This is a genomic window from Paraburkholderia sp. BCC1885 (genome assembly GCF_900996235.1).
GTDB lineage: Bacteria > Pseudomonadota > Gammaproteobacteria > Burkholderiales > Burkholderiaceae > Paraburkholderia.
In genome coordinates this window covers 1-25,696 of sequence record NZ_CAAJGM010000206.1, presented here as the reverse complement: position 1 = coordinate 25,696, position 25,696 = coordinate 1, and the positions used below count along the sequence as shown (strand labels likewise).

Annotated in this window: 22 protein-coding genes; 14 read left to right on the top strand and 8 right to left on the bottom strand. The window is 61.0% G+C overall.

Going from position 1 to position 25,696, the window contains the following annotated elements; genetic code table 11:
- Positions 1 to 149: 149 nt before the first annotated feature.
- Entirely contained in the window at positions 150 to 854 is a 705-nt protein-coding gene (pgl, locus tag FQ755_RS17785) for a 6-phosphogluconolactonase (protein WP_144156155.1), read from the top strand.
- The gene (locus FQ755_RS17780) at positions 832 to 2,748 is read left to right on the top strand and encodes a bifunctional transcriptional regulator/glucokinase (protein WP_144156154.1); all 1,917 of its coding nucleotides are present in this window, start codon (positions 832 to 834) and stop codon (positions 2,746 to 2,748) included. Before pgl ends, FQ755_RS17780 begins: the two co-directional genes overlap by 23 nt.
- Positions 2,749 to 3,438: 690 nt before the next feature.
- Here the strand turns inward: FQ755_RS17780 and FQ755_RS17765 are convergent.
- Positions 3,439 to 4,635, bottom strand: coding sequence for a Bcr/CflA family multidrug efflux MFS transporter (locus tag FQ755_RS17765; protein WP_144156151.1), 1,197 nt, complete (start codon positions 4,633 to 4,635; stop codon positions 3,439 to 3,441).
- A gap of 216 nt (positions 4,636 to 4,851) precedes the next feature.
- Here FQ755_RS17765 and FQ755_RS17760 point away from each other — a divergent pair, with 216 nt between their 5' ends.
- A complete protein-coding gene (locus tag FQ755_RS17760) occupies positions 4,852 to 5,394 on the top strand; it encodes a hypothetical protein (protein WP_144156150.1) in 543 nt (180 codons plus the stop codon).
- Positions 5,395 to 5,397: 3 nt separating this feature from the next.
- On the opposite strand, the gene oxlT is transcribed toward FQ755_RS17760, so the two are convergent.
- Positions 5,398 to 6,681: an oxalate/formate MFS antiporter gene (gene oxlT, locus FQ755_RS17755; RefSeq protein WP_144156149.1), complete on the bottom strand. Its 1,284-nt coding sequence runs from the start codon at positions 6,679 to 6,681 to the stop codon at positions 5,398 to 5,400.
- 229 nt (positions 6,682 to 6,910) lie between these two features.
- Positions 6,911 to 7,726: a GntR family transcriptional regulator gene (locus tag FQ755_RS17750; RefSeq protein WP_144156148.1), complete on the bottom strand. Its 816-nt coding sequence runs from the start codon at positions 7,724 to 7,726 to the stop codon at positions 6,911 to 6,913.
- A gap of 230 nt (positions 7,727 to 7,956) precedes the next feature.
- Between FQ755_RS17750 and hemL the strand changes: the two genes are divergently transcribed.
- The 4 genes from hemL (at position 7,957) to FQ755_RS38190 (ending at position 11,613) form a co-directional block, all read left to right on the top strand.
- Positions 7,957 to 9,249 carry a glutamate-1-semialdehyde 2,1-aminomutase gene (hemL, locus tag FQ755_RS17745; protein WP_144156147.1) on the top strand — a complete coding sequence of 431 codons (1,293 nt, stop codon included), beginning with the start codon at positions 7,957 to 7,959 and terminating at the stop codon, positions 9,247 to 9,249.
- Positions 9,250 to 9,324: 75 nt separating this feature from the next.
- Positions 9,325 to 10,458 carry a bifunctional diaminohydroxyphosphoribosylaminopyrimidine deaminase/5-amino-6-(5-phosphoribosylamino)uracil reductase RibD gene (ribD, locus tag FQ755_RS17740; protein ID WP_144156146.1) on the top strand — a complete coding sequence of 378 codons (1,134 nt, stop codon included), beginning with the start codon at positions 9,325 to 9,327 and terminating at the stop codon, positions 10,456 to 10,458.
- Positions 10,459 to 10,474: 16 nt separating this feature from the next.
- Entirely contained in the window at positions 10,475 to 11,110 is a 636-nt protein-coding gene (locus FQ755_RS17735) for a riboflavin synthase (RefSeq protein WP_144156145.1), read from the top strand.
- A 311-nt stretch (positions 11,111 to 11,421) separates the two neighbouring features.
- Positions 11,422 to 11,613: a hypothetical protein gene (locus tag FQ755_RS38190; RefSeq protein ID WP_144156144.1), complete on the top strand. Its 192-nt coding sequence runs from the start codon at positions 11,422 to 11,424 to the stop codon at positions 11,611 to 11,613.
- Positions 11,614 to 11,880: 267 nt separating this feature from the next.
- Here the strand turns inward: FQ755_RS38190 and FQ755_RS17725 are convergent, their stop codons facing one another.
- On the bottom strand, positions 11,881 to 12,759 hold the full coding sequence (locus FQ755_RS17725; protein WP_144156143.1) for an NAD(P)H-binding protein: 879 nt from the start codon (positions 12,757 to 12,759) through the stop codon (positions 11,881 to 11,883).
- Between the two features lie 94 nt (positions 12,760 to 12,853).
- On the opposite strand from FQ755_RS17725, the gene FQ755_RS17720 reads away from it, so the two are divergent.
- A complete protein-coding gene (locus FQ755_RS17720; protein ID WP_144156142.1) occupies positions 12,854 to 13,789 on the top strand; it encodes an AraC family transcriptional regulator in 936 nt (311 codons plus the stop codon).
- A gap of 140 nt (positions 13,790 to 13,929) precedes the next feature.
- On the opposite strand, the gene FQ755_RS17715 is transcribed toward FQ755_RS17720, so the two are convergent.
- From FQ755_RS17715 to FQ755_RS17705, 3 genes are all read right to left on the bottom strand, one after another.
- On the bottom strand, positions 13,930 to 14,226 hold the full coding sequence (locus tag FQ755_RS17715) for a hypothetical protein (protein ID WP_144156141.1): 297 nt from the start codon (positions 14,224 to 14,226) through the stop codon (positions 13,930 to 13,932).
- Positions 14,227 to 14,409: 183 nt separating this feature from the next.
- Entirely contained in the window at positions 14,410 to 15,954 is a 1,545-nt protein-coding gene (locus FQ755_RS17710; RefSeq protein WP_144156140.1) for a PAS domain-containing methyl-accepting chemotaxis protein, read from the bottom strand.
- A gap of 618 nt (positions 15,955 to 16,572) precedes the next feature.
- Positions 16,573 to 17,019: a helix-turn-helix domain-containing protein gene (locus FQ755_RS17705; protein WP_144156139.1), complete on the bottom strand. Its 447-nt coding sequence runs from the start codon at positions 17,017 to 17,019 to the stop codon at positions 16,573 to 16,575.
- A 139-nt stretch (positions 17,020 to 17,158) separates the two neighbouring features.
- Here FQ755_RS17705 and FQ755_RS17700 point away from each other — a divergent pair, with 139 nt between their 5' ends.
- The 5 genes from FQ755_RS17700 (at position 17,159) to FQ755_RS17680 (ending at position 23,590) form a co-directional block, all read left to right on the top strand.
- Positions 17,159 to 18,409, top strand: coding sequence for a tyrosine-type recombinase/integrase (locus FQ755_RS17700; RefSeq protein WP_144156138.1), 1,251 nt, complete (start codon positions 17,159 to 17,161; stop codon positions 18,407 to 18,409).
- A gap of 15 nt (positions 18,410 to 18,424) precedes the next feature.
- Entirely contained in the window at positions 18,425 to 19,555 is a 1,131-nt protein-coding gene (locus FQ755_RS17695) for a hypothetical protein (protein WP_144156137.1), read from the top strand.
- A 217-nt stretch (positions 19,556 to 19,772) separates the two neighbouring features.
- A complete protein-coding gene (locus tag FQ755_RS17690) occupies positions 19,773 to 20,222 on the top strand; it encodes a hypothetical protein (RefSeq protein ID WP_144156136.1) in 450 nt (149 codons plus the stop codon).
- Positions 20,219 to 22,030: a DUF3631 domain-containing protein gene (locus tag FQ755_RS17685; protein ID WP_144156135.1), complete on the top strand. Its 1,812-nt coding sequence runs from the start codon at positions 20,219 to 20,221 to the stop codon at positions 22,028 to 22,030. The genes FQ755_RS17690 and FQ755_RS17685 overlap by 4 nt, the downstream gene beginning before the upstream one ends.
- Before the next feature lie 357 nt (positions 22,031 to 22,387).
- Entirely contained in the window at positions 22,388 to 23,590 is a 1,203-nt protein-coding gene (locus FQ755_RS17680) for a phage/plasmid replication protein, II/X family (RefSeq protein ID WP_144156134.1), read from the top strand.
- 393 nt (positions 23,591 to 23,983) lie between these two features.
- Here the strand turns inward: FQ755_RS17680 and FQ755_RS17675 are convergent, their stop codons facing one another.
- The gene (locus FQ755_RS17675) at positions 23,984 to 25,123 is read right to left on the bottom strand and encodes an IS110 family transposase (RefSeq protein ID WP_144156133.1); all 1,140 of its coding nucleotides are present in this window, start codon (positions 25,121 to 25,123) and stop codon (positions 23,984 to 23,986) included.
- A 341-nt stretch (positions 25,124 to 25,464) separates the two neighbouring features.
- Here FQ755_RS17675 and FQ755_RS37435 point away from each other — a divergent pair, with 341 nt between their 5' ends.
- Entirely contained in the window at positions 25,465 to 25,602 is a 138-nt protein-coding gene (locus tag FQ755_RS37435; protein ID WP_186308571.1) for a hypothetical protein, read from the top strand.
- Positions 25,603 to 25,696 lie beyond the last annotated feature (94 nt).

Genomic DNA, 25,696 nt, shown 5'->3' with positions numbered 1-25,696 from the left:
GCGCCGCGTGCAAGACCACAGGCATCACTGATCGGGGTGGCGCCCTGATGGCGGTGGCAACGGCAGCGGCGGACAGCATCCGCCGGACAACCGTTGCGCCGCATCAAGGCAAATTCCGCAGACCCTACAAAAAGCAGTACGGAGGAGAAGTGATCGAGCTTCACGCTTTCGACGACCAGGCCGCTCAATCGGCTGCTCTGGCAAAAGCGGTGGGCGACGCATTACATGCGTCCCTCGCCACTCAGGCAACCGCGGCTTCCAAAGGCGCGGGCCAGGCAACGCTTGCCGTGTCCGGCGGCAGCAGTCCGCGGCCATTCCTGCAGGTATTGTCCACGCAACCGTTCGACTGGGCGCGCATTGCCGTGACGCTGGTCGACGACCGCTGGGTTCCGGAAACGGACAGCGACAGCAATTCGCGTTTTGCGCATGAAACGCTGCTACAGAACGCGGCGCAAAACGCAGCGTTCTGGCCGCTGGTGGACACCAGCCAGTCGCTCGAGGCGCACGTCGCCGCGCTCAACGCCGACCCGCGCCGCGTGCTGCCGGACGTAGCCGTGCTCGGCATGGGCGAGGACGGCCACACGGCGTCGATTTTCGCCGACTCGCCGGAGTGGGACTTCTCCATCACCACGCCCGACCATTTCGTCTCCGTGCATCCCGGCAGCGCGCCGCATGCACGCGTGAGCTGGTCCATGTCTGCGTTAAAGCAGATGGGCCGCCTGTTTCTGTTGATTGCAGGACCGCGCAAGCTGGACGTGCTGAATGCGGCCGCCGCTGCGCCACAAAAAAATGCCATCTCACAGTTGGCAAACGACAAGGGAGTGAGACTCGATGTCTACTGGTGTGAAAAGTAACGCTGTCCCGGGCGCGGGCCAGCACGCCGACGGACCGCGGCTGTTAGCCGACATCGGCGGCACCAATGCGCGTTTTGCACTGGAGACGGGGCCAGGCGAGATCGGTCAGGTACAGGTATATCCCTGCGCCGACTATCCGGGCGTGGCCGACGTCATCAGGAAGTACCTGAAAGACACCAAAATTGGCCGTGTGAATCACGCGGCAATTGCGATTGCCAATCCGGTCGACGGCGACCAGGTCAGCATGACCAACCACGACTGGACCTTCTCGATCGAAGCCACGCGCCGCGTGCTGGGCTTCGACACGCTGCTGGTCGTCAACGACTTTACGGCGCTGGCCATGGCCTTGCCGGGCCTGACAGATGCGCAACGCGTGCAGGTGGGCGGCGGCACGCGCCGGCCGCACAGCGTGATTGGCCTGCTCGGGCCGGGCACCGGCATGGGCGTCTCCGGCCTGATTCCGGCCGACGACCGCTGGATCGCGCTGGGCAGTGAAGGCGGCCACGCGACCTTCGCGCCGGCGGACGAACGCGAAGATCTGGTGCTGCAGTACGCACGCAAGAAATGGTCGCACGTGTCGTTCGAACGCGTGGCGGCGGGTCCCGGCATCGAAGTGATCTACCGGGCGCTGGCAGCGCGCGACAAGAAACGTGTCGCCGCGAATTTCGACACCTCCGAGGTGGTCAAGCGCGCGTTCGAAGGCGAGCCGCTGGCGGCCGAATCGGTGGATGTCTTCTGCGGCATTCTCGGCACGTTTGCGGGCAACATTGCGGTGACGCTGGGCGCGCTCGGCGGCATCTATATTGGCGGCGGCGTGGTGCCGCGGCTGGGCGAATTCTTCGCGCGCTCGTCGTTTCGCAAGCGCTTCGAGGCAAAGGGCCGCTTCGAGGCATATCTGCAGAACGTGCCCACTTATGTGATCACGGCGGAATATCCCGCGTTTTTGGGCGTCTCGGCGATCCTCGCGGAGCAGTTGTCGAATCGCGCGGGCGGCAGTTCGTCGGCGGTATTCGAACGCATCCGCCAGATGCGCGACGCGCTGACGCCGGCCGAGCGCCGCGTCGCCGACCTGGCGCTGAACCATCCGCGCTCGATCATCAACGACCCGATCGTCGACATCGCGCGCAAGGCCGACGTGAGCCAGCCCACGGTGATCCGCTTTTGCCGCTCGCTGGGTTGCCAGGGTCTATCCGATTTCAAGCTGAAACTCGCGACCGGCCTGACCGGCACGATTCCGGTCAGCCACAGCCAGGTCCATTTGGGCGACACGGCGACGGACTTCGGCGCGAAGGTGCTCGACAACACCATCTCGGCGATTCTGCAGTTGCGCGAGCATTTGAACTTCGAACATGTCGAGCGGGCGATCGATCTGTTGAACGGCGCACGACGCATCGAGTTCTACGGGCTGGGCAATTCGAACATCGTCGCGCAGGATGCGCACTACAAGTTCTTCCGCTTCGGAATCCCGACCATCGCTTATGGCGATCTGTACATGCAGGCGGCGTCGGCGGCGCTGCTGGGCAAGGGCGACGTGATCGTGGCGGTGTCGAAGTCAGGACGCGCGCCTGAACTGCTGCGCGTGCTGGATGTAGCGATGCAGGCCGGGGCGCAGGTGATTGCCATTACGTCGAGCAATACGCCGTTGGCCAAGCGGGCTACTGTCGCGCTGGAGACCGATCACATTGAGATTCGCGAGTCGCAGCTTTCCATGATTTCTCGGATTCTGCATCTGGTGATGATCGACATTCTCGCCGTGGGCGTGGCGATCCGGCGCGCTGTGCCGAATGAAGATGTCACCGAGGCTGTCGCCAAGGCCCGGAGCGGAGCGGATGATGATGCTACCGCGGTGCTTGACTGGCTAAGTCATGGGGCCGCTTCTTCGGCGCGGGATTGATTGTTTTTTTTGTCTTCGCGACGCTTGGGTGGTTTTTTTTGCTGTTTTGGCCTTTCCTTGCTGTGTTAGTGGTCTATTGGTGTTGCCCCTGCGCGGGGCGGCACTTACTTTCTTTGCCGCCGCAAAGAAAGTAAGCAAAGAAAGCGGGCTGCAACCGCTAGCCTGTAGGTGTCCACCACTCGACCGATCCCGGAGTGGTCCGAGACGAGGGCGTCTCTCGCACCACTCACCGTAGTGACACAGGACTCATTCATCCCGCCAGCGCACTGCGTGCGCGGCGGAAGGGTTCACTGAGGGTAAGCGCGTGGAGTGCTTGAAATTCTTGAGGTTCGCGAAGTAGCGAATATATTTGGATTCCTAATCATTTACAGGCAATGACCTATGCAGAAGGAAGTTATGCCGCCAGGCGGAGCGCGAAGCGCAACGCTGGAACGGATGAGCCCTGTGTCACTAACGAAGGAAATGCGAGAGCACATCTCGTGTTGGGCCGTTCCCGGTTGTAGACCGGGATGGCTCACTACAGGCTAGCGGTTGCAGCCCGCTTTCTTTGCTTACTTTCTTTGCGGCGGCAAAGAAAGTAAGTGCCGCCCCGCACAGGGGCATCGCAAGCAAACCACTAACACAGCAAGGAAAGGCCAAAACAGCAAGACCAACCACCCAAGCGCCGCACAGGCAAAAAAACCCAAACCACTATTTATGCCACCGCACGACCATCCCCCGCCCACAATAACAAAGCACCCCAGCAACACCGATAGTCACCCCCATACCCGTAGGCGAAACCCCTCGCCAGAGCCCCACCACCAGACTGGAAGCCGCGCCTAGCGCCAACTGAACCGCCCCAAAAACCGCCGCGGCTGCCCCTGCATTCTGCGGATACCGGTGCATCAGATCCGTCGTGCAGTTAGCCGACAACAACCCCACCACCCCAACCACAAAAAACAACCCGGCCACAATCGACCACAGGCCGCCCCATCCGGTCAAACAGACCAAAGAAACAAACAGCGACGCCACGCAACTGACCGCCGACGTAAACGAAATGATCCGCAACGACCCAAGTCGCCCGATCAGCCGCGTGTTCATGAAATTGCCGAACATGATTCCGATGATATTCAGCCCAAACAGAAACCCGTAATGCTGCGCGGAAACGTGGAAGTATTCGATGTACACGAACGGCGTTGCCGTGATGTACGCAAACATCGACGCAAACGCCATCCCCCCGCACAACATGAGACCCCATGCCACCGGGTCGCGTAGCAACTTCCCGTAAGCCGCGAACGATTGCAGCAGCGCCGAATGCTTGCGCTTCTCGCGCGGCCATGTCTCCGGCACCTTCAGGAAAGCCGTCACCGCGCACACCGTGCCGAACAGCGTCAGCGCGACGAACACCACGCGCCAGCCGCCCAGCAGCAATAACTGGCCGCCAATCAGCGGCGCCAGTAGCGGCCCTATCGACGTCACGATCGCCAGCATCGACAACACGCGCGCCGCATCGGCCGGCTCGTGGGCGTCGCGCGCAATCGCCCGCGCGAGAACCGAGGCGGCGCCCGCGCCCAGCGCCTGCACGAAGCGGAACGTCACTAGCGAGCCGATCGAAAACGAAAAGCCGCATGCAATGCTGGCGAGCGCGTACATGACGATGCCGCCCAGCAGGACCGGGCGACGTCCATACGAATCGGAGAGCGGTCCATAGAGCAGCATCCCCACCGAGAAGCCGAGCATGAAACTCGTGAGCGTCGTCTGCGCGGCGCTCGTGCTGACCAGGAATGCCTGCGCAATCGATGGCAGGCTTGGCAGATACATGTCGATGGAGATCGGTCCGCACGCAGCGAGAGCACCGAGCAACAGGATCAGCCGGCCATCGGGCCGGCGTCGGGTGGTTTGAGACATGGGAATCCAGGGGAAGCGGACCGCCAACCTACGCGTCGGACCATGGGCGAACAGTGTGACTGCGGCCACAGCCGGCCGCGTCGACAGCCCACAATTGTACGCGATGGTTAATCAACCGGGCGCCGCGCCGGCAGGCCAGGGCGCCTGCACGCCGATCGGTTAAGCTCACATCTGAATACCCAACGGCCAGTCCAACTCATCCATCCCTAGTCCGTCATGACCGCTTTCCTGCTGATCTGGAGTCCCAAGAAATGGCCCTGGCCGGAACTGCCCGATGTCGCCAGACGCGTCGCCGCCGGCGAAGCGGTGACCGACGTCTGGGGCTGCGGCGTCGCGCGCAGCATCCTGCCCGGCGACCGCGTGTTCATCCATCGGGTGAGTCAGGAGCCTCGTGGAGTGTTCGGCTCGGGCTACGTGACACGGGCGCCCTACGAGGTGCCCGATCCGCATTCGAAGCGCGGCTATCGGCTCTGCATCGACTTCGTCTACGACTGGCTCGTCGACGCGCACGAGGAGGTGGTCGTCACGCGCGACGCCTTGCGCGTGCATCCCTTTTCCGTGCAGACCTGGGATGCGCAAGCCTCGGGTACCTCGATCAAGCCGGTTGCCGAAGGCGCGCTCGAGAAGCGCTGGGCCGAGCTGACCGGCAAGCGCAAACCGCCGAAGCTCGTGGCGCAGCCGGGTCCGGCAGAGCCGCCGCGTTCCAGCAAAGTCGCGGCCCACGCGGCAGCCAAGCGGCGTGGGCCTCGCACCGCGTGAGCCTCAGTGCGCCACTGCCAGGAAACGGCGGCGCGCCGTCTTCAACACGAACATGGCCAGCGCAGCCGTGCCGAGATCGAGCGCGATCGCGCAGGCAAACACCGGCGTCCAGCTGCCGGTATGCTGATGCAGCAGCGCCGCGAGCGGGCCGCCGAACACCGAGCCGACACCGAACGAGATATAAAGCCAGCCGTAGTTCGCCGTCGCGTAACGCGTGCCGAAGGTGTCGGTCAAGGTCGAGGGAAACAGCGAAAAGATTTCTCCCCATCCAAAGAATACGAGCCCCGAGAGCAGCACGAACAGCACAGCGTTATCGCGCGTCAAAAGCCACAGCGTCATGGCGATGCCTTCCAGCGCGAAGGCGAATCCCATGGTGTTTTCGCGGCCCAGGCGATCCGAGACCCAGCCGAACAGCGGCCGCGTCAGGCCATTCGTGAAGCGGTCGATCGTCAAGGCGAGCGGCAGCGCCGCCAGCCCGAACACCATGACCTTGCTCACGCCGAAATCGGTGGCGAAAGTGGCCATCTGCGAGGTGACCATCAGGCCGGAGGTGGCCATCATCGTCATCATCACGAACATCAGCCAGAACAGGGGCTGCTTGAGCATCTCGGCGGGACGGTAGTCGCGCGCGGCGACGGACGTGTGAGCCGCCGGCAAACTCGCGCCCAGCTCCGCCGGCGGCACGCGCAGCCCTTGCGAAGCAATGAAACCCACCGCGGCAAAGACGATGCCGAACAGCCACAACGTCGACTCCACCCCGCGCGAAGCGAGCGACGCCGCAATCGGAAAGGTCGTGACAATCGCGCCCATCCCGTAACCCGCCGCCACGGCGCCGGCCGCGAAGCCGCGTCGATCGGGAAACCAGCGGACCATCAAACCGACCACGCCCACATAGACGATGCCCGTCCCCAAACCTCCGACGCCGCCATAGGTCAGATACAGCATCGGCGTGCTCTGCGCATACGACGCCAGCACCCAGCTCACGCCTGCCAGCAGCGTGCCGATCGAGATCAGCAGACGCGGGCCGAAACGGTCGATCAGCGCGCCCTGAAACGGCGAGAAGAAAGCCTGCAACAGCACCAGAATCGAGAAGGTGACCTGCAACTCCGGCAGGGCGATGCCGAGCTTGGCGGCCAGCGGCTTGGTCATCAAGGTCCAGACATATTGCGGACTCGAGATCGTCATCATGCAGACGAGGCCGAGCGCGAGCTGAAACCAGCGGGTGCGTGCAAGTGACGGCGCGACAGGCGTGGCTGCGCCGTTCAATGCATGCGTGCGGCTATTCATTGGAACTCTCCGTTGCGAATGGCGCGAGCCGCTCGAATCACCCCGGATTCACTTGGACTGCGGTCGACGCCATATGTATACAAGCTCGTCGACATTAGCGAGAAGCATGCCGGTTGAATGGTCGAGCGCATGCGATCTGGAGAGAATCCTTGTAGGACGGGGCTTTCGGGCCGATTCTTCGACACCGGCCGGGCAACCGGCGGCGCCGCCGACGAGGCAGAAGATGAATCTAGATGGTGCCGCGGCCCTTCGGCGGTGCGCCCGACACGGCGGCGCGTTCCGCCTTGGTGCGCACGCTATGGAGGCGATGCACGGTCAGCTTGCGTACTTCGGCCTGGCTGCCGTGGATGTGCTGCGTGATGCAGGCGAGCGCCTGATCGGTGTCGCCCGCACGAATCGCCGCGAGGATGACCGCATGCTCGGCATAGGTTTCGTCGATGCAATCGCCGTACACGAGGTCGAGGCGCCGCACGACGCGGATACGGTCGGTGACGCGCTGCAGGGCGGCGGCCAGTTCGTCGTTATCGGTGGCCGATACGAGCGCCAGATGAAACGCTTCGTCGAGCATCGCCACTTCGCGGCCGTCGGTGAGGCGCGCGCCCGGCGGCGCCAGCCAGATTGCGTCGAGCTGGTCGAGCAGGCCGCTCAACTCAGCGGACAGCGGCCCGTCGCGCTGACACAGCCGGCGGACCGCGAAGGTTTCGATCAGTTCGCGCATTTCGTACAGATCGTCGAAACGTTTGAAATCGATCGGCACGACTTCCCAGCCGCCGCGCACGTAGCCTTGCATCAGGCCGTCGCCCTGCAGGCGTTGCAGGGCCTCGCGCGCCGGCGTGCGCGAGACGTTGAAACGCTCGGCAATGGCGCCTTCGGTCAGCCGGTCTCCAGGCAGAAGCCGCAGTTCGAAGATGTCGTCGCGCAACTGCGCATACACGTAGTTCGCGCGGGAAGCGCCGAGGGCGGGCGGGGACGCAAGCGCCGGGGCGGCCGGTTGAGTCAAGGGGTCGGCGGCCTCGGCGGGCGCGCTAATCAGGATGTCACGCATGATGCGTCGAGGATACCAATAAACCCGGCCACTCGAAACGCCGCCTCGTCCGAATGCATGTGCCAGAGTGGGCAAATGCCAAGCTCGCTCGCTGCCTCCGCCATCCGCCGACCTGGCGCGACTCCGGTACAATTTCGCCTAACCATTCAGCCGCCGCGAAACGGGGCAACCGTCAGCCGCCCGTCTCCCCCGCGCGCCTCTGTGCATCCTTTCAGACAGGTCCAACGCCCATGTCCAGCCATTCCCGCAACGAAGCTCTTTTCGAACGCGCCCAGCGCACCATCCCCGGTGGAGTCAACTCGCCCGTGCGCGCCTTCCGCTCGGTCGGCGGCACGCCGCGCTTCATCGAACGCGCGCAGGGCGCTTACTTCTGGGATGCGGACGGCCAGCGTTATATCGACTACATCGGCTCCTGGGGTCCAATGATCCTCGGCCACGTCCACCCCGAGGTGCTCGAAGCCGTGCAGAAGGTGCTCGTCGACGGTTTCTCGTTCGGCGCGCCGACCGAGTCCGAAGTCGAGATCGCCGAGGAAATCTGCAAGCTGGTGCCGTCCATCGAACAGGTGCGCATGGTGTCGAGCGGCACGGAAGCCACCATGAGCGCGCTGCGTCTCGCGCGCGGTTTCACCAACCGCAGCCGCATCGTCAAGTTCGAAGGCTGCTATCACGGCCACGCGGACAGCCTGCTGGTCAAGGCGGGCTCCGGCCTGCTGACGTTCGGCAACCCGACCTCGGCCGGTGTGCCGGTGGATATCGCCAAGCACACCACCGTCCTCGAATACAACAACGTCGCCGCGCTCGAAGAGGCGTTCAAGGCATTCGGCAACGAGATCGCCTCGGTGATCGTCGAGCCGGTGGCGGGCAACATGAATCTCGTGCGCGCCACGCCGGCGTTCCTGAACGCCCTGCGGCGCCTGTGCACCGAATACGGCACCGTGCTGATCTTCGACGAAGTGATGTGCGGTTTCCGTGTCGCGCTCGGCGGCGCGCAGCAGGTCTACGGCATCACGCCGGACCTCACGTGCCTCGGCAAGGTGATCGGCGGCGGCATGCCGGCGGCGGCCTTCGGCGGCCGGCGCGACATCATGGCCCACCTCGCGCCGCTCGGCGGCGTCTACCAGGCGGGCACGCTGTCGGGCAACCCGATCGCCGTGGCAGCCGGTCTGAAGACGCTGCAACTGATCCAGGCGCCGGGCTTCTACGACATGCTCACCGCGCGCACCACGCGTCTCGCGCAAGGACTCAGCCAGGCCGCACGCGAAGCGAACGTGCCGTTCGCGGCGGACGCGCTCGGCGGCATGTTCGGCCTCTATTTCGCGGACAAGATTCCGGCGAGCTTCGCCGAAGTCACGACGAGCGACGTGCCGCGCTTCAACGCCTTCTTCCACAAGATGCTCGACGCGGGCGTGTACTTCGCGCCGTCGGCTTACGAGGCAGGTTTTGTTTCGATTGCGCATGACGACGCCATCATTGACGCGACCATCGACGCCGCACGCGGCGCCTTCGCCGAACTGGCCGCCTGAAGCGCCTGAGGCGCCTGAAGCAGACAGCCAGACATCACTCACGACAGAACACGCCACAGCACTCAACGGACGCCGATGTTCTCGCAAACCGATTTCGTCCATATGGAACGCGCGCTCGCTCTCGCGAAGCGCGGCATGTACACGACCGATCCGAACCCGCGCGTCGGCTGCGTGCTGGTAAAGAACGGCGCGGTGATCGGTGAAGGTTTCACCCAGCCGGCCGGCCAGGACCATGCCGAGGTGCGCGCGCTGAAGGATGCGCGTTCGCGCGGCCACGATCTGCGCGGCGCCACCGCTTACGTCACGCTCGAACCGTGCAGCCACTTCGGACGCACGCCGCCGTGCGCCAATGCGCTGATCGAGGCGCAGGTGGAACGCGTGGTCGCGGCAATGGAAGATCCGAATCCGCAGGTGTCCGGACGCGGCCTGAAAATGCTGCGCGATGCGGGCATCGAAGTGCGTTGCGGCCTGCTCGCCAACGAAGCGGCTGAACTGAACATTGGTTTCGTGTCGCGTATGACGCGCGGCCGGCCGTGGGTGCGCATGAAAGTGGCGGCCTCGCTCGACGGCCGCACTGGCCTGCCATCCGGCGAAAGCCAATGGATCACCGGCGAAGCGGCGCGCGCCGACGGTCATGCATGGCGTGCGCGGGCGTCGGCGATCCTGACGGGCATCGGCACGGTGCGCGGAGACGATCCGCGCATGACGGTGCGTGCCGTGGATACGCCGCGCCAACCGCAACGGATCTTGATCGACGCGCAACTCGACGTGCCACCCACCGCGCAAATTCTTGCCGGCGCGCCGACGCTGATTTTCTGCGGCAACCTGGACGAGCGTCACACCGAACGCGCCAGCGCATTGCGCGATCGCGGTGCGGAGATCGTGCAAATGGCCAACCCGGCCGGCAAGGTGGATTTGGCGGCCATGCTGAAGGTGCTCGGCGAACGTCAGGTGAACGAACTACATGTCGAGGCCGGCTACAAGCTGAACGGCTCGCTGCTGCGCGAAGGCTGCGTCGACGAACTGCTGGTCTATCTGGCGCCGAGCCTGCTCGGCAACGACTCGATGGGCATGTTCAATCTGTTCGCACCGCAGGCACTCGAAGACCGGGTGCGCCTGAACTTTCACAGCGTCGACAAGATCGGCGACGACGTGCGGATTCTGGCGCGTTTCGCGCCTCAACCGGCGCCACACCCTACTGCAGATTAATCAAGGAACCAGCACGATGTTTACCGGAATCGTCGCGGCGGTCGGCCGCATCGAAACAGTCAAACCCCTCGGCAGCGATGGGGATGCGGGCGTGCGTCTGAATGTCAACGCAGGTGGCCTCGACCTCGAGGACGTCCAGCTTGGCGACAGCATCACGATCCAGGGCGCCTGCATGACGGTGGTGGCGAAGACCTCGAATTCGTTCGAGGTAGATGTCTCGCGCGAGAGTCTGAACTGCACGGCCGGGTTGGGTGAACCGGGCGAGGTCAATCTCGAGAAGGCGCTGCGCGCCCATGACCGGCTGGGCGGTCATATCGTGTCGGGTCACGTGGATGGACTCGGGACGGTGACGCATTTCGCGCCGGTGGGCGAATCACACGAATTGCGTGTGCTGGCACCGCGCGAGATCGGGCGTTTTCTGGCGTTCAAAGGATCGGTGACGGTCAATGGCGTGAGTCTGACAGTGAATTCTGTTACGGACCGCGATGACGGTTGCGAATTCTCGATCAATCTGATCCCGCACACGGTTGAGGTGACGGCGCTGAAGCATCTGCGCGAGGGGTCGAAGGTTAATCTGGAGATTGATTTGATTGCACGGTACGTGGAGCGGATGCTCGGTGCGTCTCAAGACGGCTATAAGCCATTGAAGTAATTCGGTTTTGGGCTAAACGACTATCTACCGTCGTCTCGCCAAATCCAGCCAGATCTACAGCATTGTGACGGTATACTTGACGGTATACCGTCGTTTTCTGGCTTAAGTATACCGTCACGCCTCCGGGAAAACGCCTCCCCGATTCACCCAAGCGGCTGTCTGCCGCGCCAGCATTGGGATCGGCGAGATACAGCGAAGCAGAGGATTAGCGGGTTTTTCACCGGTTTCCGCGGACGCCGCTCAACATTCGAAAAGTTGCAGGTCGAACGCCACCTCAGCTATCCGTCACCCACCGGCCGCGCCCAACCCATATGGACTACCGAGTCAGTTACGAACACAGCCTGAAGAGCGATCCTGGCGCGTTCATCTTTCAGGTTCCATCACAACTCGTAGACGGAATTCCTGGCAACATCCCGCGAGCACTCCTGCCCGAGTACATCACAGACCACATACTGAGCCGGTCGCCAACCATGGGGAAAATCCGGAATCTTCGGATTCTCTAAACGCGACGAGCCTCCAGCGAACAGGCGGAACAGTCGCAACGGAGAAATACGCGTCGGACTCAAGCCGGCCAGGAAGCGACACTCGACACCGGCCCCAAGATCGTCGGCAATCTAGCGCAATGCCGGTGAATCGCGTGGCTTGGCAGTAACATTTCTCGATGATTTATGCGACGCGGTCAATGCTTCGTTAGCGAGTGGAATCTCGAGTTGATGCTGGACTAACGGGCCAAGATGGATGAATGCCGACGCGAAAGGTACCGCCGATCTTCAATCCACAATGGCCGGCTTCAACTCGTGCTCGACCCACTGGCGAAAACTGGTCGGTCCAATGATGGCAGTGTCACGCGATGCCACGTTATCCATACCTTCCTCTTTCGCCCGCAACATGTCGACAAAGCCTTGCGCAAAAGCATCGGTTAGCCCGCGTGCTATCGCGGCCTCCTTATAGGCTTCGTAGGATTGATGCGCGTAGCACACCTTCCGACCAAGTACTTCTGACACGATAGCCGCCAGATCGCGGTAGGACAGCTCTTCGGGACCCAGCACCGGAACGTCCCGCTCTCCTGCCCACGAGCGATCGATCAATAGTCCTGCAGCGGCTGCAGCGATGTCGCGCGCGGCGGTGTGCGGCAGCTTCTTTTCCGGATCGATCGGACCGACCATCTTCCCTTGACGGATGGCGTCGACCTGCCGCAACGCATTGTCCATGAATGCTGGCAAAGCGAGCCCGCACACAACGGCACCCGTCTCGCGCATGAGATCGACCATTCGAATTGAGCCTGTCGCATTGCCGGCTCGGTCCTGCCACGGTGTGTCGCGGCCGAGCGTGGTTACCGCGACGATATGCGAGACGCGGTGCCGGCGTATTGCGTCTGCTCCTGGACGAGCGAAATCGACCGTCGCGGCAGCGGGCGTTGCCGAGGGCGTGGGCGGGCACAGCCAGAAAACCGCATCCGCTCCCCGGAACGCGCGATCGACGACGGCAGCATCGCCGTGCGATCCTTCCACTATCTCCACGCGATCGCGTAGCGCCGGCGGCACCTTGTTTGAATCACGCACAACAAGGCGCAGCGGCTGGTTCGCATCGAGCAGAAGCCGAACGACGTGACGACCGATATTACCGGTGGGTGTGGTGACAACGATCATGGTCGCTCCAATTAAAATCGAAGATTACATGTTCGCCCGGCATACGATATATAGTTAAACGTCGCTTTTTCCTTTGCCATCGTCCGGGGGAGTCGTGGACCCACTTTCCGAAATCCTTTCGATCCTCAAACCCGAGAGTTACCTTACCGCCGGCCTTGACGCGGGGGGTGCATGGGCAATCCGGTTTGGAAATCGTCCCGGCACGATCAAGTGCCATGCGATGACGACGGGCGCCTGCTGGCTAGCGGTAGATGGCATGGACGAAGCGGTGCGGCTTACGGCAGGCGACTGCCTCATCTTGCCCAGCGGCCGGCCCTTCGTTCTCGCGAGTGACCTGACGCTGCATCCGGCTGAGGCGCAAGACGTGCTCGGCCGCTCTCGGCCGGGCGACATGGTTGTCCATCAGGGCGGCGGTGATTTCGCATTTGTCGGCACCCGCTTTGAGGTAGACACGCGCAAGGCGGGAGCGCTTCTCGGAACGCTGCCGCCGCTCATTCACCTGCATCAGGCCGAGGATCGAGCAGCAATGCGCTGGTGTATCCAGCAGATGATGGCTGAGATGAAAAGCAGAAGGCCAGGAGGTGCGCTTGCGGCCCGGCATCTGGCGCACTTGATGCTGCTCCAGGCATTCAGGCTTCATCTGTCGCGACAGGCTGACGATCGAGTAGGCCTGCTGTATGCGCTCGCCGATCCGCACCTTGGAAAAGCCATCGAGGCCATTCACATCGACCCGGCACATCGCTGGACGCTCGCCGAGTTGGCAGCCCAAGCCGGGTTGTCGCGGTCAATCTTCGCGCAACGTTTCCGTGAGCGGGTTGGGGAAACGCCGATCGACTATCTAACTCAATGGCGCATGATGCTGGCCAAAGACAGGTTAGAGGGCGGCCGGGAAACCCTTGGAACGATCGCCAACGCGGTCGGCTATGAATCCGAGAGCGCCTTCAACACGGCGTTCAAACGCGTCACTGGCTGTTCGCCACGTCGTTACGCTCGTGCCGAAACAAACGGTTTCACTACCCCTGAAAATTGATCGCTCTCGAAGTTGACGTCGTTGAGGCGGCGAGCCGTGCTGCATCGAATTGCCTAATCGCGCTCGGCGCGCCACCGTAATTGAATGACCGCACTGGAGAAAGTCGAATGTCTCTAGCGGGTCGGGCTGAGCCAGTCGTGTCAGTGCAGCATACGGCCCGGATCGTCCGCGTCGCGCTTGGCGATGTGCAGCAGGAGGTGGTCGCGGCATTCACGCTTGATTTGCCGCGCAGCCTCTTCAATGAATGCGTTGCCGCGAAACGGTGTGACCGTCGCATCGATACGCGTATCGAGTTCGCGGATCGCAGCCTCGATGCTGGCCGGGTTGTCACGATCAAAGCTGAGCGTGATCGTAAGCTGCCGCAGCGCGTCAAGCGCGTCGGCGGCGCGATCGTCGGGCTCGCCGGAGCTATTCGGCCCGGTCGGATAATCACTCATCGCAGCCACTCCCTCTAAACGAGATAGAAGATAGTATCAAGCATATCCGGGACCGGTGACAGGTGGCGGCACGTCATCGGCGCGGAGCGGCCAGGAAGCGACAGTCCCGCCCAATGCAAGGACGACTGCCCGCTCCCGAACAGACATGAGACCATTGGTGGCGACGTCCCGCCCTCTGGCGGGTCAGCGGAAAACGCTCACTGCCTCCACCAGGCGGGTCGCCTGCTGCTTCAGGCTCTCCGAAGCCGCCGTACTCTGCTCGACCAGGGCCGCGTTCTGTTGCGTGATGTGGTCGAGCTCACCGACAGCCTGATCGACCTGTGTCACGCCGCTACTCTGTTCTTCAGTTGCCGAACTGATCTCAGCGATCAGGTCCGATACCCGCTTCACCTGCGCCACGATGTCGTCCATCGTCTTCCCTGCGTCATCGACCAATCTTGAGCCGGACTCGACCTTCTCGACGCTCGCGCCGATCAGATTCTTGATCTCCTTGGCCGCGTTGGCGCTACGCTGCGCGAGCGCTCGTACCTCACCAGCAACAACGGCAAAGCCGCGACCCTGATCGCCTGCGCGCGCAGCCTCAACGGCCGCGTTGAGCGCGAGAATGTTTGTCTGAAAGGCGATTCCGTCGATCACGCCGATGATGTCGGCGATCTTTCTCGAACTCTCCGTGATCTCATTCATCGTGCCGATGACTTCCGATACGGCCTTCCCACCCTCGGCGGCTGCGTCGCGCGCCGTACCTGAGAGCTGATTAGCCTGGACCGCCGTCTTCGCGTTGCTCTTGACGGTGGCAGTCATCTGGGTCATCGATGCAGCTGTCTGCTGCACACTCGATGCGGCCTGCTCGGTGCGAACGCTCAAGTCGTGGTTGCCCTGCGCGATCTCGTTGCTTGCCGTCTGTACATTGATCACCTGTCCGCTGACGTCGTCGATCAGCCAGCGAAACATCAGTCCAAGCTGACTGATCGTGCGCAAGGTCATACCGATCTCGTCAACACGATTCATGTGGACCGCCTTCTGGCTTTCACCCGACGCTACACGCAGGGCCTGTTCGAGCACCTGCTCGAGCGGGCGCGAAATCTGCGCTTCCAGCCACAACGAGGCGAGCACCGAAACCACGGCGCTCACTCCCGCGAAGCCCGCGGCTGCGGCACCTCCCAGTCCCATCAGCCACGCAGCCAGAACGACCACCGGTGCAAGCGCGAGCAAAGCCGAACGGATTCTCCAGCGCACCGGCATCGTCTGAAACACTGAGGTCCAGCCCATGAGTCCAGTCCGGACAATCAGCCCCTTGTGGAAACGGCGGTTGCCAGCCTTGCCTTCGCGGAAATCCCGGTAAAGCGCCTCCGCCGCTGCAATCTCCTCGCGTGACGCCTTGGTTCGCACTGACATATAGCCCGCCGGCTGTCCGTTGCGCACCACCGGCGTCGCGTTGGCACGGACCCAGTAGTGATCGCCATTCTTGCGCCGGTTCTTGACCAGGGCGGTCCATGGCTCGCCTCCTTTGAGCGTCGACCACATGTCGGCAAACGCCTCTTTCGGCATATCCGGATGCCTCACGACGTTGTGAGGCTGCCCCTGGATTTCTTCGTGGGAAAAGCCGCTGACCTGCATGAACGCGGCGTTGGCATACGTGACGTTACTCTTTGTGTCTGTGGTCGACATCAGCGTCGCATTGTCAGGAAACTCGAATTCCTGCTGGGTGACGGGTTGGTTGTTACGCATATTGTGGCCCTCGGAAGGCGGATCGGATGTCCGATGCTGGTTTTGTGAACGGCCCACACGTCGGAGATTCGATTTGGCGTCGCGGCAGTCTTCGTGCGATAACGGCAAATAGTGGGAAAACTCTAGTGCCATTAGGGTAAACATGCGTGGAGCACACTCATTCGGGAGCGGAGTTAGCCGGGGCGTAATCTGGAGATGTCTTCAGACAGGTTGCGCCTTGTCCTCATCCACCATTTCATCGAAACGTCTATGGATGGAGGTGAAAGGTTGACTTGCCTGAGCATCTTTCGTCGGAGGCTCGCGAACGCTCAGTGTTCGGCATCACTCCTGTCTGGACGTGGGCTCTTTGAACGTCATCGGGCAGCTAGAGGTGCAGATGGACCTTGCAATCGGTACGCCCTGAAACGGAATCGTTTCTCGTGAGTATGAGCGGAACCGCTCATTGATCGACTACAGCTACGTCAGGCTCGCATGGTCGAGCTGGAACGGCCGCATTTGAGCGTGGCGGAGACATTCGCAGAAACTGGCCGAAGGGCAGACGTGGGTCGACAATACTCGTTCAATTCGTGTCGAGTTCCGTTCGGCGCACGTCCTTTAGCTCGCGCGATCACGCAATCATTAACGATAGGGAAAAGGCGGAGGCATCGGCCACTTTTCAAGCCTCCTAGACTTCTCAACTTTTACCCGACGCTGCTTGTAAAGCCCCATCCCTTTTAAAATTCTTCGAACGTTCGCCGCCTTGTATGGTGTATCGAACTCGCGCTCGATCAACTCAACGACCACACCGACTGACCAGGCATAAGTGGCAAATCCGTTCGCCTTCGGACCACGGCACACGAGCACGCCCAGTCGCCGCATCTGCTTGTCAGTGAGTGCAGACGGCCGACCGCGTTTCCTCTCGCGCAATGAGCCCGAATCCTCGGCGAGGAGCGCGGCCCACCTTGAGGCAGTCTGCCGACTAACCCCAAGTGTGCGCGTGACCTCTGCCTGCGATACCCCGCGCTGAAGCATTCGCATGCCCTTGCGCCGAAGAGCCACGAACTCCTTCGTTTTCTCGCTCACCATGCCCTGTCGATCTCCATTAGGTGGGTCACTCAAGGTATCAGATTGTCACTCAATTAATGTCTGGTCGCGTTTTTGACAAAGTTATTTTCACAACCGTACCTCAACGCAAATCTGTATCGTTTCAACATCGAAAACTTCCATGTTGAACGACCGAAAAATGCCTCTAACAACAATCGAGATTGCCCATGCTGCAACAGATGACAAGCCCTTCAAGCTGCCCGACGGAAACGGCCTTTACCTGTACGTGACGCCGACTTCGAAGTCATGGCGGTTCGACTATCGGATCGGTGGCAAGAGAGGTACCGTGGTATACGGCCAATATCCCGAAATAGTTGCATCCAAAGCCCGTGAGCGGCACCGCGAGGCCAAGCAGTTACTCTCCAGCGGCATCGATCCTGCGACACACAAACGCCTTGGAAAACTCGCTCTGAACGCGGCCTTCGACGATACATTCAAGGACACCGCAAAACACTGGTATGACAGCAAGAACGAATTGCGCTCGAAACCCTGGCGGGAAGCACACAACCTGTATTTGCGGCGTGACCTGAATCCGAACATCGGCAACGTGCCGCTTGAGCAGATCGACGCACGCGCGCTGCTGAATGTGCTCGAAGCGGTTCGCCGCGAGCGCGGCGTCAAGACGGCCGAGCGCGTCAGGCAGACCGCGGTGCAGGTCTTTGACCACGCCATCCGCAAGCTCAAGGTTCAGGCCAATCCCGCCCGCGTGTTGCAGGGGTGGGCCGACATTCCGGATCACGTAAGCCACGAACCGCTTCGCGAGAACGAGATTGGTGAGTTCGTTGAGCACCTTGACGCCGATACGGGATCGACCGCGACGAAGCTCTGCATTCTGCTCATGCTGCTCACGTTCGTGCGCAAGAACGAGATTGTGCAGGCCCGCTGGGATGAATTCGACCTCGACAACGCCGCATGGGTGATCCCTGCGGCGCGAATGAAGATGCGTGATGCGCATGTCGTGCCGCTCAGCAGGCAAGCACTCGCGGCGCTGGAACAGCTCAAGCCGCTTTCGTTCGCCTCCGACTACCTGTTCCCTAGCCTCAGCAGTGTTCACAAACCGATGAGCCTTGCGACGCCAAACGTCGTGTTCGAACGCATGGGCTACGGCGGGCGATTCACGCCGCACGGCATCCGCGCGACGGCGAGTACCTGGCTGAACAACCGTGGCGTGCGCGCCGACGTGATCGAACGCCAGCTCGCACACGTGGAGCGTAACCGCGTACGGGCGGCCTATAACCGCGCCGACTATATGCCCGAACGCATCGCCATGATGCAGATGTGGGCGGATTTCGTGCTGCCCGATCAGGCAACGTCTGGCAGCACACTCACCGTGCCGCTCCCGCGGCAACAAACCGAAGAAGTCGAAAATTAACCAACCGGGGCACTTATGACGACGACTATACCCTTCGCACTCACTGACGATGAACGGAAAGCCGGCCCCGACGAGGCCATGTGGCAATTCGTCCGCGTTTCCGACGAGTACCGTAAAGCATTTCAGGTCGTTAGCGGAATACCTAACAATCTGGATATGCTCGAAGCAATTCATGCACATCTCGACGATGATGCGCACATTGAATACGCCCAAGATGCAAGCTGCCGGCAAAGATTCGGGCTTGCCGCTTGGCTTGACCCCGCGCACAAAACGCTGCCTCGCCTAAAGAACGAGGATGACTCTTGGTTTTTTTCACTGAAACGGCCAGTGCAGGAGGATAGGCGACTCAGGATTGTGGATGGCTTACCCCTCGAATTCGTTGTCACCCCGGGAGGAATAAACTTCCCCATGCTCCTTGCCGATGAAACCCCTTTCGGTTATGGACGCGTCCGGCGTATTGGTCCTGATAGACGTTATTCATCCCGCCCTGTCTGCGTCGCCATCGATTGCAGCGTTCCACCGGACGGACAGATTTCAGTGTTGGAAATTCTGGCGAACAAACATCGCAAATACTGGATGGACGACGGTATGAAAACGACCCACGACGTTGATGTCGTAGTCGAAGAGGTAGATAGCGGTAGCGACTTCGCGTTCTCGCGCATGCATTTCAAGTGGGCACGTTCCGTAGGCGCCACGAAATACAGTACGGCCCATCTATGGCGAGTAGTCTGCATCGACACGCTAGGAGCGATTGGCAACCAGATCGCCGACTGCCGGAAGAAACTCCGTGCGGTCTATCAGGAAATTCGAGACGAAAAACTCTTCGAAACCGCATGGCCCGAACGTTTTCCTCATCGAGTTCCGCCGTCTCCCAATGGGAATAGAGCGCCGGACGGTAGCAGCATGCTGATGGCCCTGCTAAAAGTCGCAACGAATGCCGACGAAATAAATTCGAGCGGCAAGCTGCCCACCGTCGGTGACCTTGTTGAAAAAATAGACTTGTACCCTAAGGGTATCGCTCACCCAGCCTGGGCAGAACATTTTCAGGGAGAAATACTGACGCAGCACCTGCCTCTAGCCCGCGCGCTCAAGAACGGGCTCTATAGATGGCTCGGGCATACCGAGACCACATTCAGCACCCGCTGACATTCTCGCCGCGGTCACTCACACGCCACACCCGACTCCCTCCCGGTCGATGGGCCAGCTGCCACCCGGTAGCCGGCCCGCACCCGCCACAAGAAAACCAGCGAGCACAATACGATAAATTTTGCAAGCCGGAGAGATTCGTTTTGCCTCGAAGGGTAGCCATTCAAAGCCACCGCTACCCTCCTAATAAATCAGGTTGATCCACCCAGAATCTTCCGTGCTGTCCACTGAACAGCACTGGCTATTACTGGAGATCATCGTGAAAAAACAGTTTCTTGCTCGCTTCCTGATGCTCCCTCTCATCGAGGGTACGCATTGCCGTTCTAATCAGGTACTCAATGAAGTCGAGGTACAAGCCCTCGATGAAAAAATCCGTGCCCTAGCCGAACGTGCAACGGCTTGCATCAGCAGTCCCATGGTCCGCAAAGCCCAAGCCTACCCACGCTTTGCTATTGGCGCTTCCACGTTTTCGAAGAAGGTTGCGGCCGGGGAACTGCCGCAGGCAGCCTACCGCGACGGTCGTGTTACTGCCTATCGCGAAATCGATCTGGACATGATGCTCGCGGCTCAAGCTCTCGCCACGCGTAACGGCTTCACGCTTAACGCGCGCGCGTTCGTTGCCGCGCTGAGCGCTCCCATCAGTGCCTCGCTGGAGGTGCAGGCATGAGCACGATCAATATCTTTCCGCCTGATGCGAACGGATGGCCGCGTATTCGTGACGAAATTCACCAGAAGGTCAGCGAGGTTCACGATAACCTCCAGAGCTGCACGACCGCGCATCCTGTCGCAAAGATGATGGACTGCACGGAGCCCATCGGCTTCGAATGCAACTCGACTGTGGTTATCAGCGGCATCCACATCGCCGATCCGCTCGCGTTTCCTGTCAGGGACGCGTCCGGAACGCTCCTGAACGTATTCCTTGTTTCGGATGCTGGCGACGGTACCATCGAGGAGACGTTCGTCCCGGGCGCCTCTTTCAATGGGGGATTTGTCCGGTTCGGCGAAATGGAAGGCTCCGCGATTTACGTCGCCATTGATCTGCCCAGCGCAATTGCAATCTGGCGTACAACCGGATCGCCAGTTGCCTGCGCGCTCTATACCAGTAACGTCGGCGAAGTCACTGCCGGACTTCGTGCCCGCTACCCCGACATGGACATCATTGTCTGCGCCGGAACCAGCGAGGGCCCCAGTCGCCAGGCCTGTGCTTCGGCGGCGGCCTGGAACAACGCGAAACTCGCCGTGGCCCAATCGGGTGGCACGTTCGCTGCCTGCTTCAATGCGTCCGGCGCCGAGGGAGTCAGCCACAGTCTCAAGGCAGCGGAGAGTCGGCAGATCTCGATTCCCGAAGACGGTGATCCCATGATCCTGCCGGCTGCCACGCGCTGGCCCAGCAACGTGAATGCAAACATCATGGCCCAACATGCCGTGATGATGATCATGCGCCATCTGGTCGTTGACGTTCACGTCGCCATCACTATCGTGCTGTGGGCACTGACGACCTATTTCGTCAACGATATCCGTGTCGCCCCTCTTCTCGCGTTCCTTTCGCCCGTCAGGCGCTGCGGGAAGACGACCGCGCTCGGGCTTCTCAAGAGCCTTGTTTTTCGTCCCTATGCAGCATCCAACCTGACGCCGGCCACGTTGTACCGGATGCTCACGGATCGTATGCTGACACTGCTGGTTGACGAGGTCGATACGCATTTCGGGTCGAAGGAACTGACCGGCATCATCAACTCCGGGCACACGCGTGACGCTGCATCTGTCCTGCGCGTGGACAAGGGCCGCACCGTATCTTTCAATACCTTCTTCATGAAGGCGGTTTTTGGTATTGGTCACCTCCCCGACACGCTGGCGGATCGGTCGATTGTGATCCGCCTCGAACGAAAGACCGACGACACGATCGCGGAAATTCACGCTCACGCGGAGAATGACATGTTTGCATGCGTTCGTGCCTGCTTTGCGCGACTCGCTTATCAACATGCATCCGCCGTGCGAAACGCACCCCGTAAACCGTTCAGGCTTGGCAACGACCGCGCTGCCGACAACTGGGAGCCGTTGTTCGCTGTTGCCCGCCTGCTCGGCGAAAACTGGGTGACCTATGCGCGGCAGGCAGCTGAGCAACTCTCGACGAACGCCGGCCACCAGCCTGTCGCTGGACTTGAAGAGCTTCTCGCGGACTTCAAGCTGATATTTGACACGCACGGACCGAAAATCACGACGGCAAATGTTCTCAAAGCGCTCTCGTCCGACCCGGAGCGGCCCTGGGCAGAGTATTCGCACGGCAAGCCGATTACGGCGAGTGACCTCGCACATATGCTCGCGCCTCTGGGCATCAGAAGCAAAAGCATCCGTGAGAGCTCGACGCACGGCCAGAAGATGTCGGTACCGTCCCTCAAGGGATACGAGCGCGCGCAGTTTGAAGATGCCTTCAGGCGCTATCTCCCTCGCAAGCCGGAGCGGTCTGATGACGACTGACGAACGGCCGTGAGCCGCTACGCCGCTACGTTGCCCGAGGTTCGATCAGTTAAGACTACCTCTGTAGCGGCGTGGCGGCCGTCAGGCCGCTCCACTGGCATGCTGCCGACAGATCAATCGGCACGCCCGGCCGACCGGCCGAGCCGACGGCTGCCGAGCCGTAATACCGTAACTATGCAAACAGTTTGTATGTCTGCATGCCAATGTAGAACAGTTATACGGTCGACATGGTAGCTGTTTAGAGCAGCGGGATGATCACCGTATGGAGTAGCCATAGGTTTGTGACTGTTAATTAAAGATAGCCACACGATTCCACCATTAAATTTGTAGTCCTACCTTATTGATTGAGGAATATCCATGAATTTTCGTCACCTCGAAGAATGCATCATGCTCGATACTGTCGGATTCACCATTGGCGGCATCGATGCCAGGCTGCCCAAGAACATGTCCATAAACGAGGAGCCTGGCTGGTCAACCGGCCACATGAACTCGCCTTCCGGGAAGCAGTCGTTCGACGTCAGGTATGTCGAGAAGCACAATCGCCTCCGCATTGAAGGTAGCGCTGCAGCGTATTTCCAGGGCCACAATATCGTTGCCTCGAACGATCTCGTGATGACGGTGATTTCCATGCTGAAAGCCGTGAAGGACACCCACGAGATTCCCATTCCGCTGTGGGACGCTTACGCGCTCGCACTTGGACGCGATATCGTCGTCACGAGGATCGATACGCCGGCCATGCTTCGCGTACCAGCCGGCCTGACCTCGGGTGCGGTTGTGAATGGTCTCGCGCTCGCCGGTCTGCGCTGCGGAATCAATACGGCGCTGTATCACCACGAATCCTTCTACTTCGACCAGAACTCGCAGTCGGTATCACTGAAAGGGTATCTGAAAGATGTACAAATGGATCAGCAGCGAAAGAAGGCGAAGCTGCCCGATACCGAAAACGCCGATCTGCTGCTCGAACTGGCGCGTTCAACTGTGCGCATCGAACCGGTCTATCGCCAGAAGTATTTCAACGCTCAATCGCGGTTCGATGGGAGTCCCCCGGCACCGGCTGACTTTGGCCCCTCGGAGCTTGCGCGCATGTTCGCGGGCGTGCTCGAAAAGTACAATCTTCGGGGCAGTTTGCGCGCACATGTGAACGACGAGGAATTGCAGGCGGCTGGGATTCCCCGCCAGCATCGAGCCGCCGTCATGCTCTGGCAGCACGGACATGACATGCTCCAACACTTCGACGGTGATCAGCGCGCGCTGGCTCGCGTACGAATGCTGCTAAAGAAAAATCATTCGATCGACATCGGCGGCGTACCGCCAAGGGAACTCGAGATGCCCGTGCGCGTGGGTGAGATTCTTTGCGCGGAGAACTTCGTGCCGGTGCCGGACGCGATTCGCCGCGATCCCGCGCTGTTCCACACGTTCGACGTGAAAACTGAATGGCGGGGCATTTGTGACCGGTTGGGAATAACTGGCGGTATCGGGCATGTGTTCATTGATCCGTACGAGGCCCATGCGGACGACCTACCGGATACCCCGCAGATGCCGGACTTCGGGATCGGCTGAATCTTTGTAGCGGCGTAGCGGCCCAACGCGGTCTGCTACGCGTCCCTTGCCGCATCTCTTGTAGCGGCTGTAGCGGCATCTCTACGTATCCGGTGCCGCTCCTTGAAATGACGATCATAGGACTGATATGACTTCGCGTGTCAATGGGGATCGGTTTTTAGCCTCTCGAGTCCATGTTACGTGAATTTCCTGAGGGCGACGTAGCAGTAAATCTCGACGGTGGATCACACTGATATTCGCGGGTTGGCTACCGCATTACAGAGGTCCGCCCAACGAGCCTGCCGCTATCTAATGTCGCAAATCGGATGTTGTCCGTTGCGTAGTCCCATCGCGGATTACTCGCGTACCCGGGCTACGCCGCCTTCAGGAAACTCTTCAGTGGCTAGGGGAAGGTCAGGTGTTGCACTGCGCATGCACCTCGCGCGGTACAGCGAGCGACATCGCCAGCCGGCTGATATCCCAGATGAAACCGGCCAGTTCGCGGGCCACGGCAACCACCGTGACGTTCGCGTTCTTGCCACGCGCAGCCAGCTTGCGATAGCGCCGGCATAGTCGCACCTGCGCGTCCCAGGCACGATCGATGATGGGCTTGGGGATGCCTTCATGTCGACGCTGGATCTCGGGGCTCACGCGTGCCGGATGCCGGTAGCTCCAGGCGGACTCGACCAACAACTTTCTTGCATAGCTGTTACCCGTCTTGGTGATGCTGCCCAGGCGCCGTTTGTTGCCGGAGGAATGTTCTGACGGGGTAACGCCAAGCCAGGCCATCAGTTGGCGCGGGTGCGCGAAGCGTGAGAGATCGCCCAGCTCGGCAAGCATGCCCACGGCGGTCGTGAACTGCACACCGCGCATGGCCTGTAAGCCCAGTACGGCCGGATAGAAGCGCCAGTCGAGGACCGCCTCACGCAGGGCGGCTTCGAGGCGCCCACATTGCGCGAGATGGTCCTCGATCGTGCGCCGAAGTTCGTCAAACGCCAGTTGCTGCCAAAGATTGCCGAACGAGAACGCGCTCAACCAGCGTCGGTGTGCGGGACCCCAGTCCGGCCGCCCCGTATAGCGCACGCCATGCGAGAGCAGAAAAGCCTTCAGCCATTGACGCGCACGCTTCATATCGTCTTTGGCGCTTACCCATGCACGTGCCAGATCGCGGAACGCTTCATCCTCCACGGTGGGCACATATACTGCCGACAGGTCGCCGGTACGGACCAGCCGGACCAGCTTCACGGCGTCGCGTCGGTCGGTCTTGACGCGCTCGCCTGGCTTTCTGGGAATCAGTGGCGGTGCGCACACCATGCACTCGAAGCCCTTCTGCACAAGCTGACGGTAGAGACTATAGCCGCACGGGCCAGCCTCATAGACGACGCGTATTTGGCGCGCTTTGGACTGCAGGCGTTTGCACAGGCGATCGATGTCGGCCTGCGTCGTACCGATCTTGCCGAACAGTTCGACCTCGCCCGAGCCGGCCGCGTAGGCGACCGTGATCGAGTCCTTGTGGACGTCCAGGCCGACGTACAAAGCGCTATCGTGTTCCATGCTGGCCTCCGCGCGGGAAATCGCCGGGTGTGGCACCGCCCACACCGTGCGGCTCTGGCAGCAATGCTAACCCGCGTTTGATTCCTCACGGTGGGCCAGCCCTACCTCACGCGAAGTCATACTGCCTAGATCGGCTCGCACGGATCCGTAGCGGCGTGGCGTCGCAGCGGCAGCGCGCCCCACACAGCACGCGATCAATCGGCTGCCCACCATCGCGATATAGGGCTCGCGTGGCGTCCACGACTACTGCGTAGCGCTGTAGCGGCTCCCAGCCGTCCGTCCCAAGCGACTTGTCACCTACGTGTGAGATACTCCCGTGTTTTCACAAACGGAGACCACATATGGCTATCGTAAAACTGGGCGTACCGGAAATAGAAGTCACCAAGGTTGATCATGGCATCACCGTCTGGAACACAAAGAAAGCGAAAATCGGTACGTTGATATTTAGGGAAGGTCTGCATAAATCATGCAGGAATTGAGTTGCCAAATATGCCGTCGACTGCGACGATTTGGGCATGAGACAAGCTAATCTGGGATTGGATTTGACGACCAAACGAACGCGCAAGCGGGAGT

Coding starts and splice junctions, on each gene's coding strand:
- ribD (WP_144156146.1), top strand. CDS start 9,325: ATGTTCTCGCAAACCGATTTCGTCCATATGGAACGCGCGCTCGCTCTC.
- oxlT (WP_144156149.1), bottom strand. CDS start 6,681: ATGAATAGCCGCACGCATGCATTGAACGGCGCAGCCACGCCTGTCGCG.
- FQ755_RS17780 (WP_144156154.1), top strand. CDS start 832: ATGTCTACTGGTGTGAAAAGTAACGCTGTCCCGGGCGCGGGCCAGCAC.
- FQ755_RS17680 (WP_144156134.1), top strand. CDS start 22,388: ATGAATTTTCGTCACCTCGAAGAATGCATCATGCTCGATACTGTCGGA.
- FQ755_RS17705 (WP_144156139.1), bottom strand. CDS start 17,019: ATGGTGAGCGAGAAAACGAAGGAGTTCGTGGCTCTTCGGCGCAAGGGC.
- FQ755_RS17765 (WP_144156151.1), bottom strand. CDS start 4,635: ATGTCTCAAACCACCCGACGCCGGCCCGATGGCCGGCTGATCCTGTTG.
- FQ755_RS17715 (WP_144156141.1), bottom strand. CDS start 14,226: ATGAGTGATTATCCGACCGGGCCGAATAGCTCCGGCGAGCCCGACGAT.
- FQ755_RS17710 (WP_144156140.1), bottom strand. CDS start 15,954: ATGCGTAACAACCAACCCGTCACCCAGCAGGAATTCGAGTTTCCTGAC.
- FQ755_RS17725 (WP_144156143.1), bottom strand. CDS start 12,759: ATGATCGTTGTCACCACACCCACCGGTAATATCGGTCGTCACGTCGTT.
- FQ755_RS17695 (WP_144156137.1), top strand. CDS start 18,425: ATGACGACGACTATACCCTTCGCACTCACTGACGATGAACGGAAAGCC.
- FQ755_RS37435 (WP_186308571.1), top strand. CDS start 25,465: ATGGCTATCGTAAAACTGGGCGTACCGGAAATAGAAGTCACCAAGGTT.
- FQ755_RS17685 (WP_144156135.1), top strand. CDS start 20,219: ATGAGCACGATCAATATCTTTCCGCCTGATGCGAACGGATGGCCGCGT.
- FQ755_RS17735 (WP_144156145.1), top strand. CDS start 10,475: ATGTTTACCGGAATCGTCGCGGCGGTCGGCCGCATCGAAACAGTCAAA.
- FQ755_RS17700 (WP_144156138.1), top strand. CDS start 17,159: ATGTTGAACGACCGAAAAATGCCTCTAACAACAATCGAGATTGCCCAT.
- FQ755_RS17750 (WP_144156148.1), bottom strand. CDS start 7,726: ATGCGTGACATCCTGATTAGCGCGCCCGCCGAGGCCGCCGACCCCTTG.
- FQ755_RS38190 (WP_144156144.1), top strand. CDS start 11,422: ATGGACTACCGAGTCAGTTACGAACACAGCCTGAAGAGCGATCCTGGC.
- FQ755_RS17760 (WP_144156150.1), top strand. CDS start 4,852: ATGACCGCTTTCCTGCTGATCTGGAGTCCCAAGAAATGGCCCTGGCCG.
- hemL (WP_144156147.1), top strand. CDS start 7,957: ATGTCCAGCCATTCCCGCAACGAAGCTCTTTTCGAACGCGCCCAGCGC.
- FQ755_RS17675 (WP_144156133.1), bottom strand. CDS start 25,123: ATGGAACACGATAGCGCTTTGTACGTCGGCCTGGACGTCCACAAGGAC.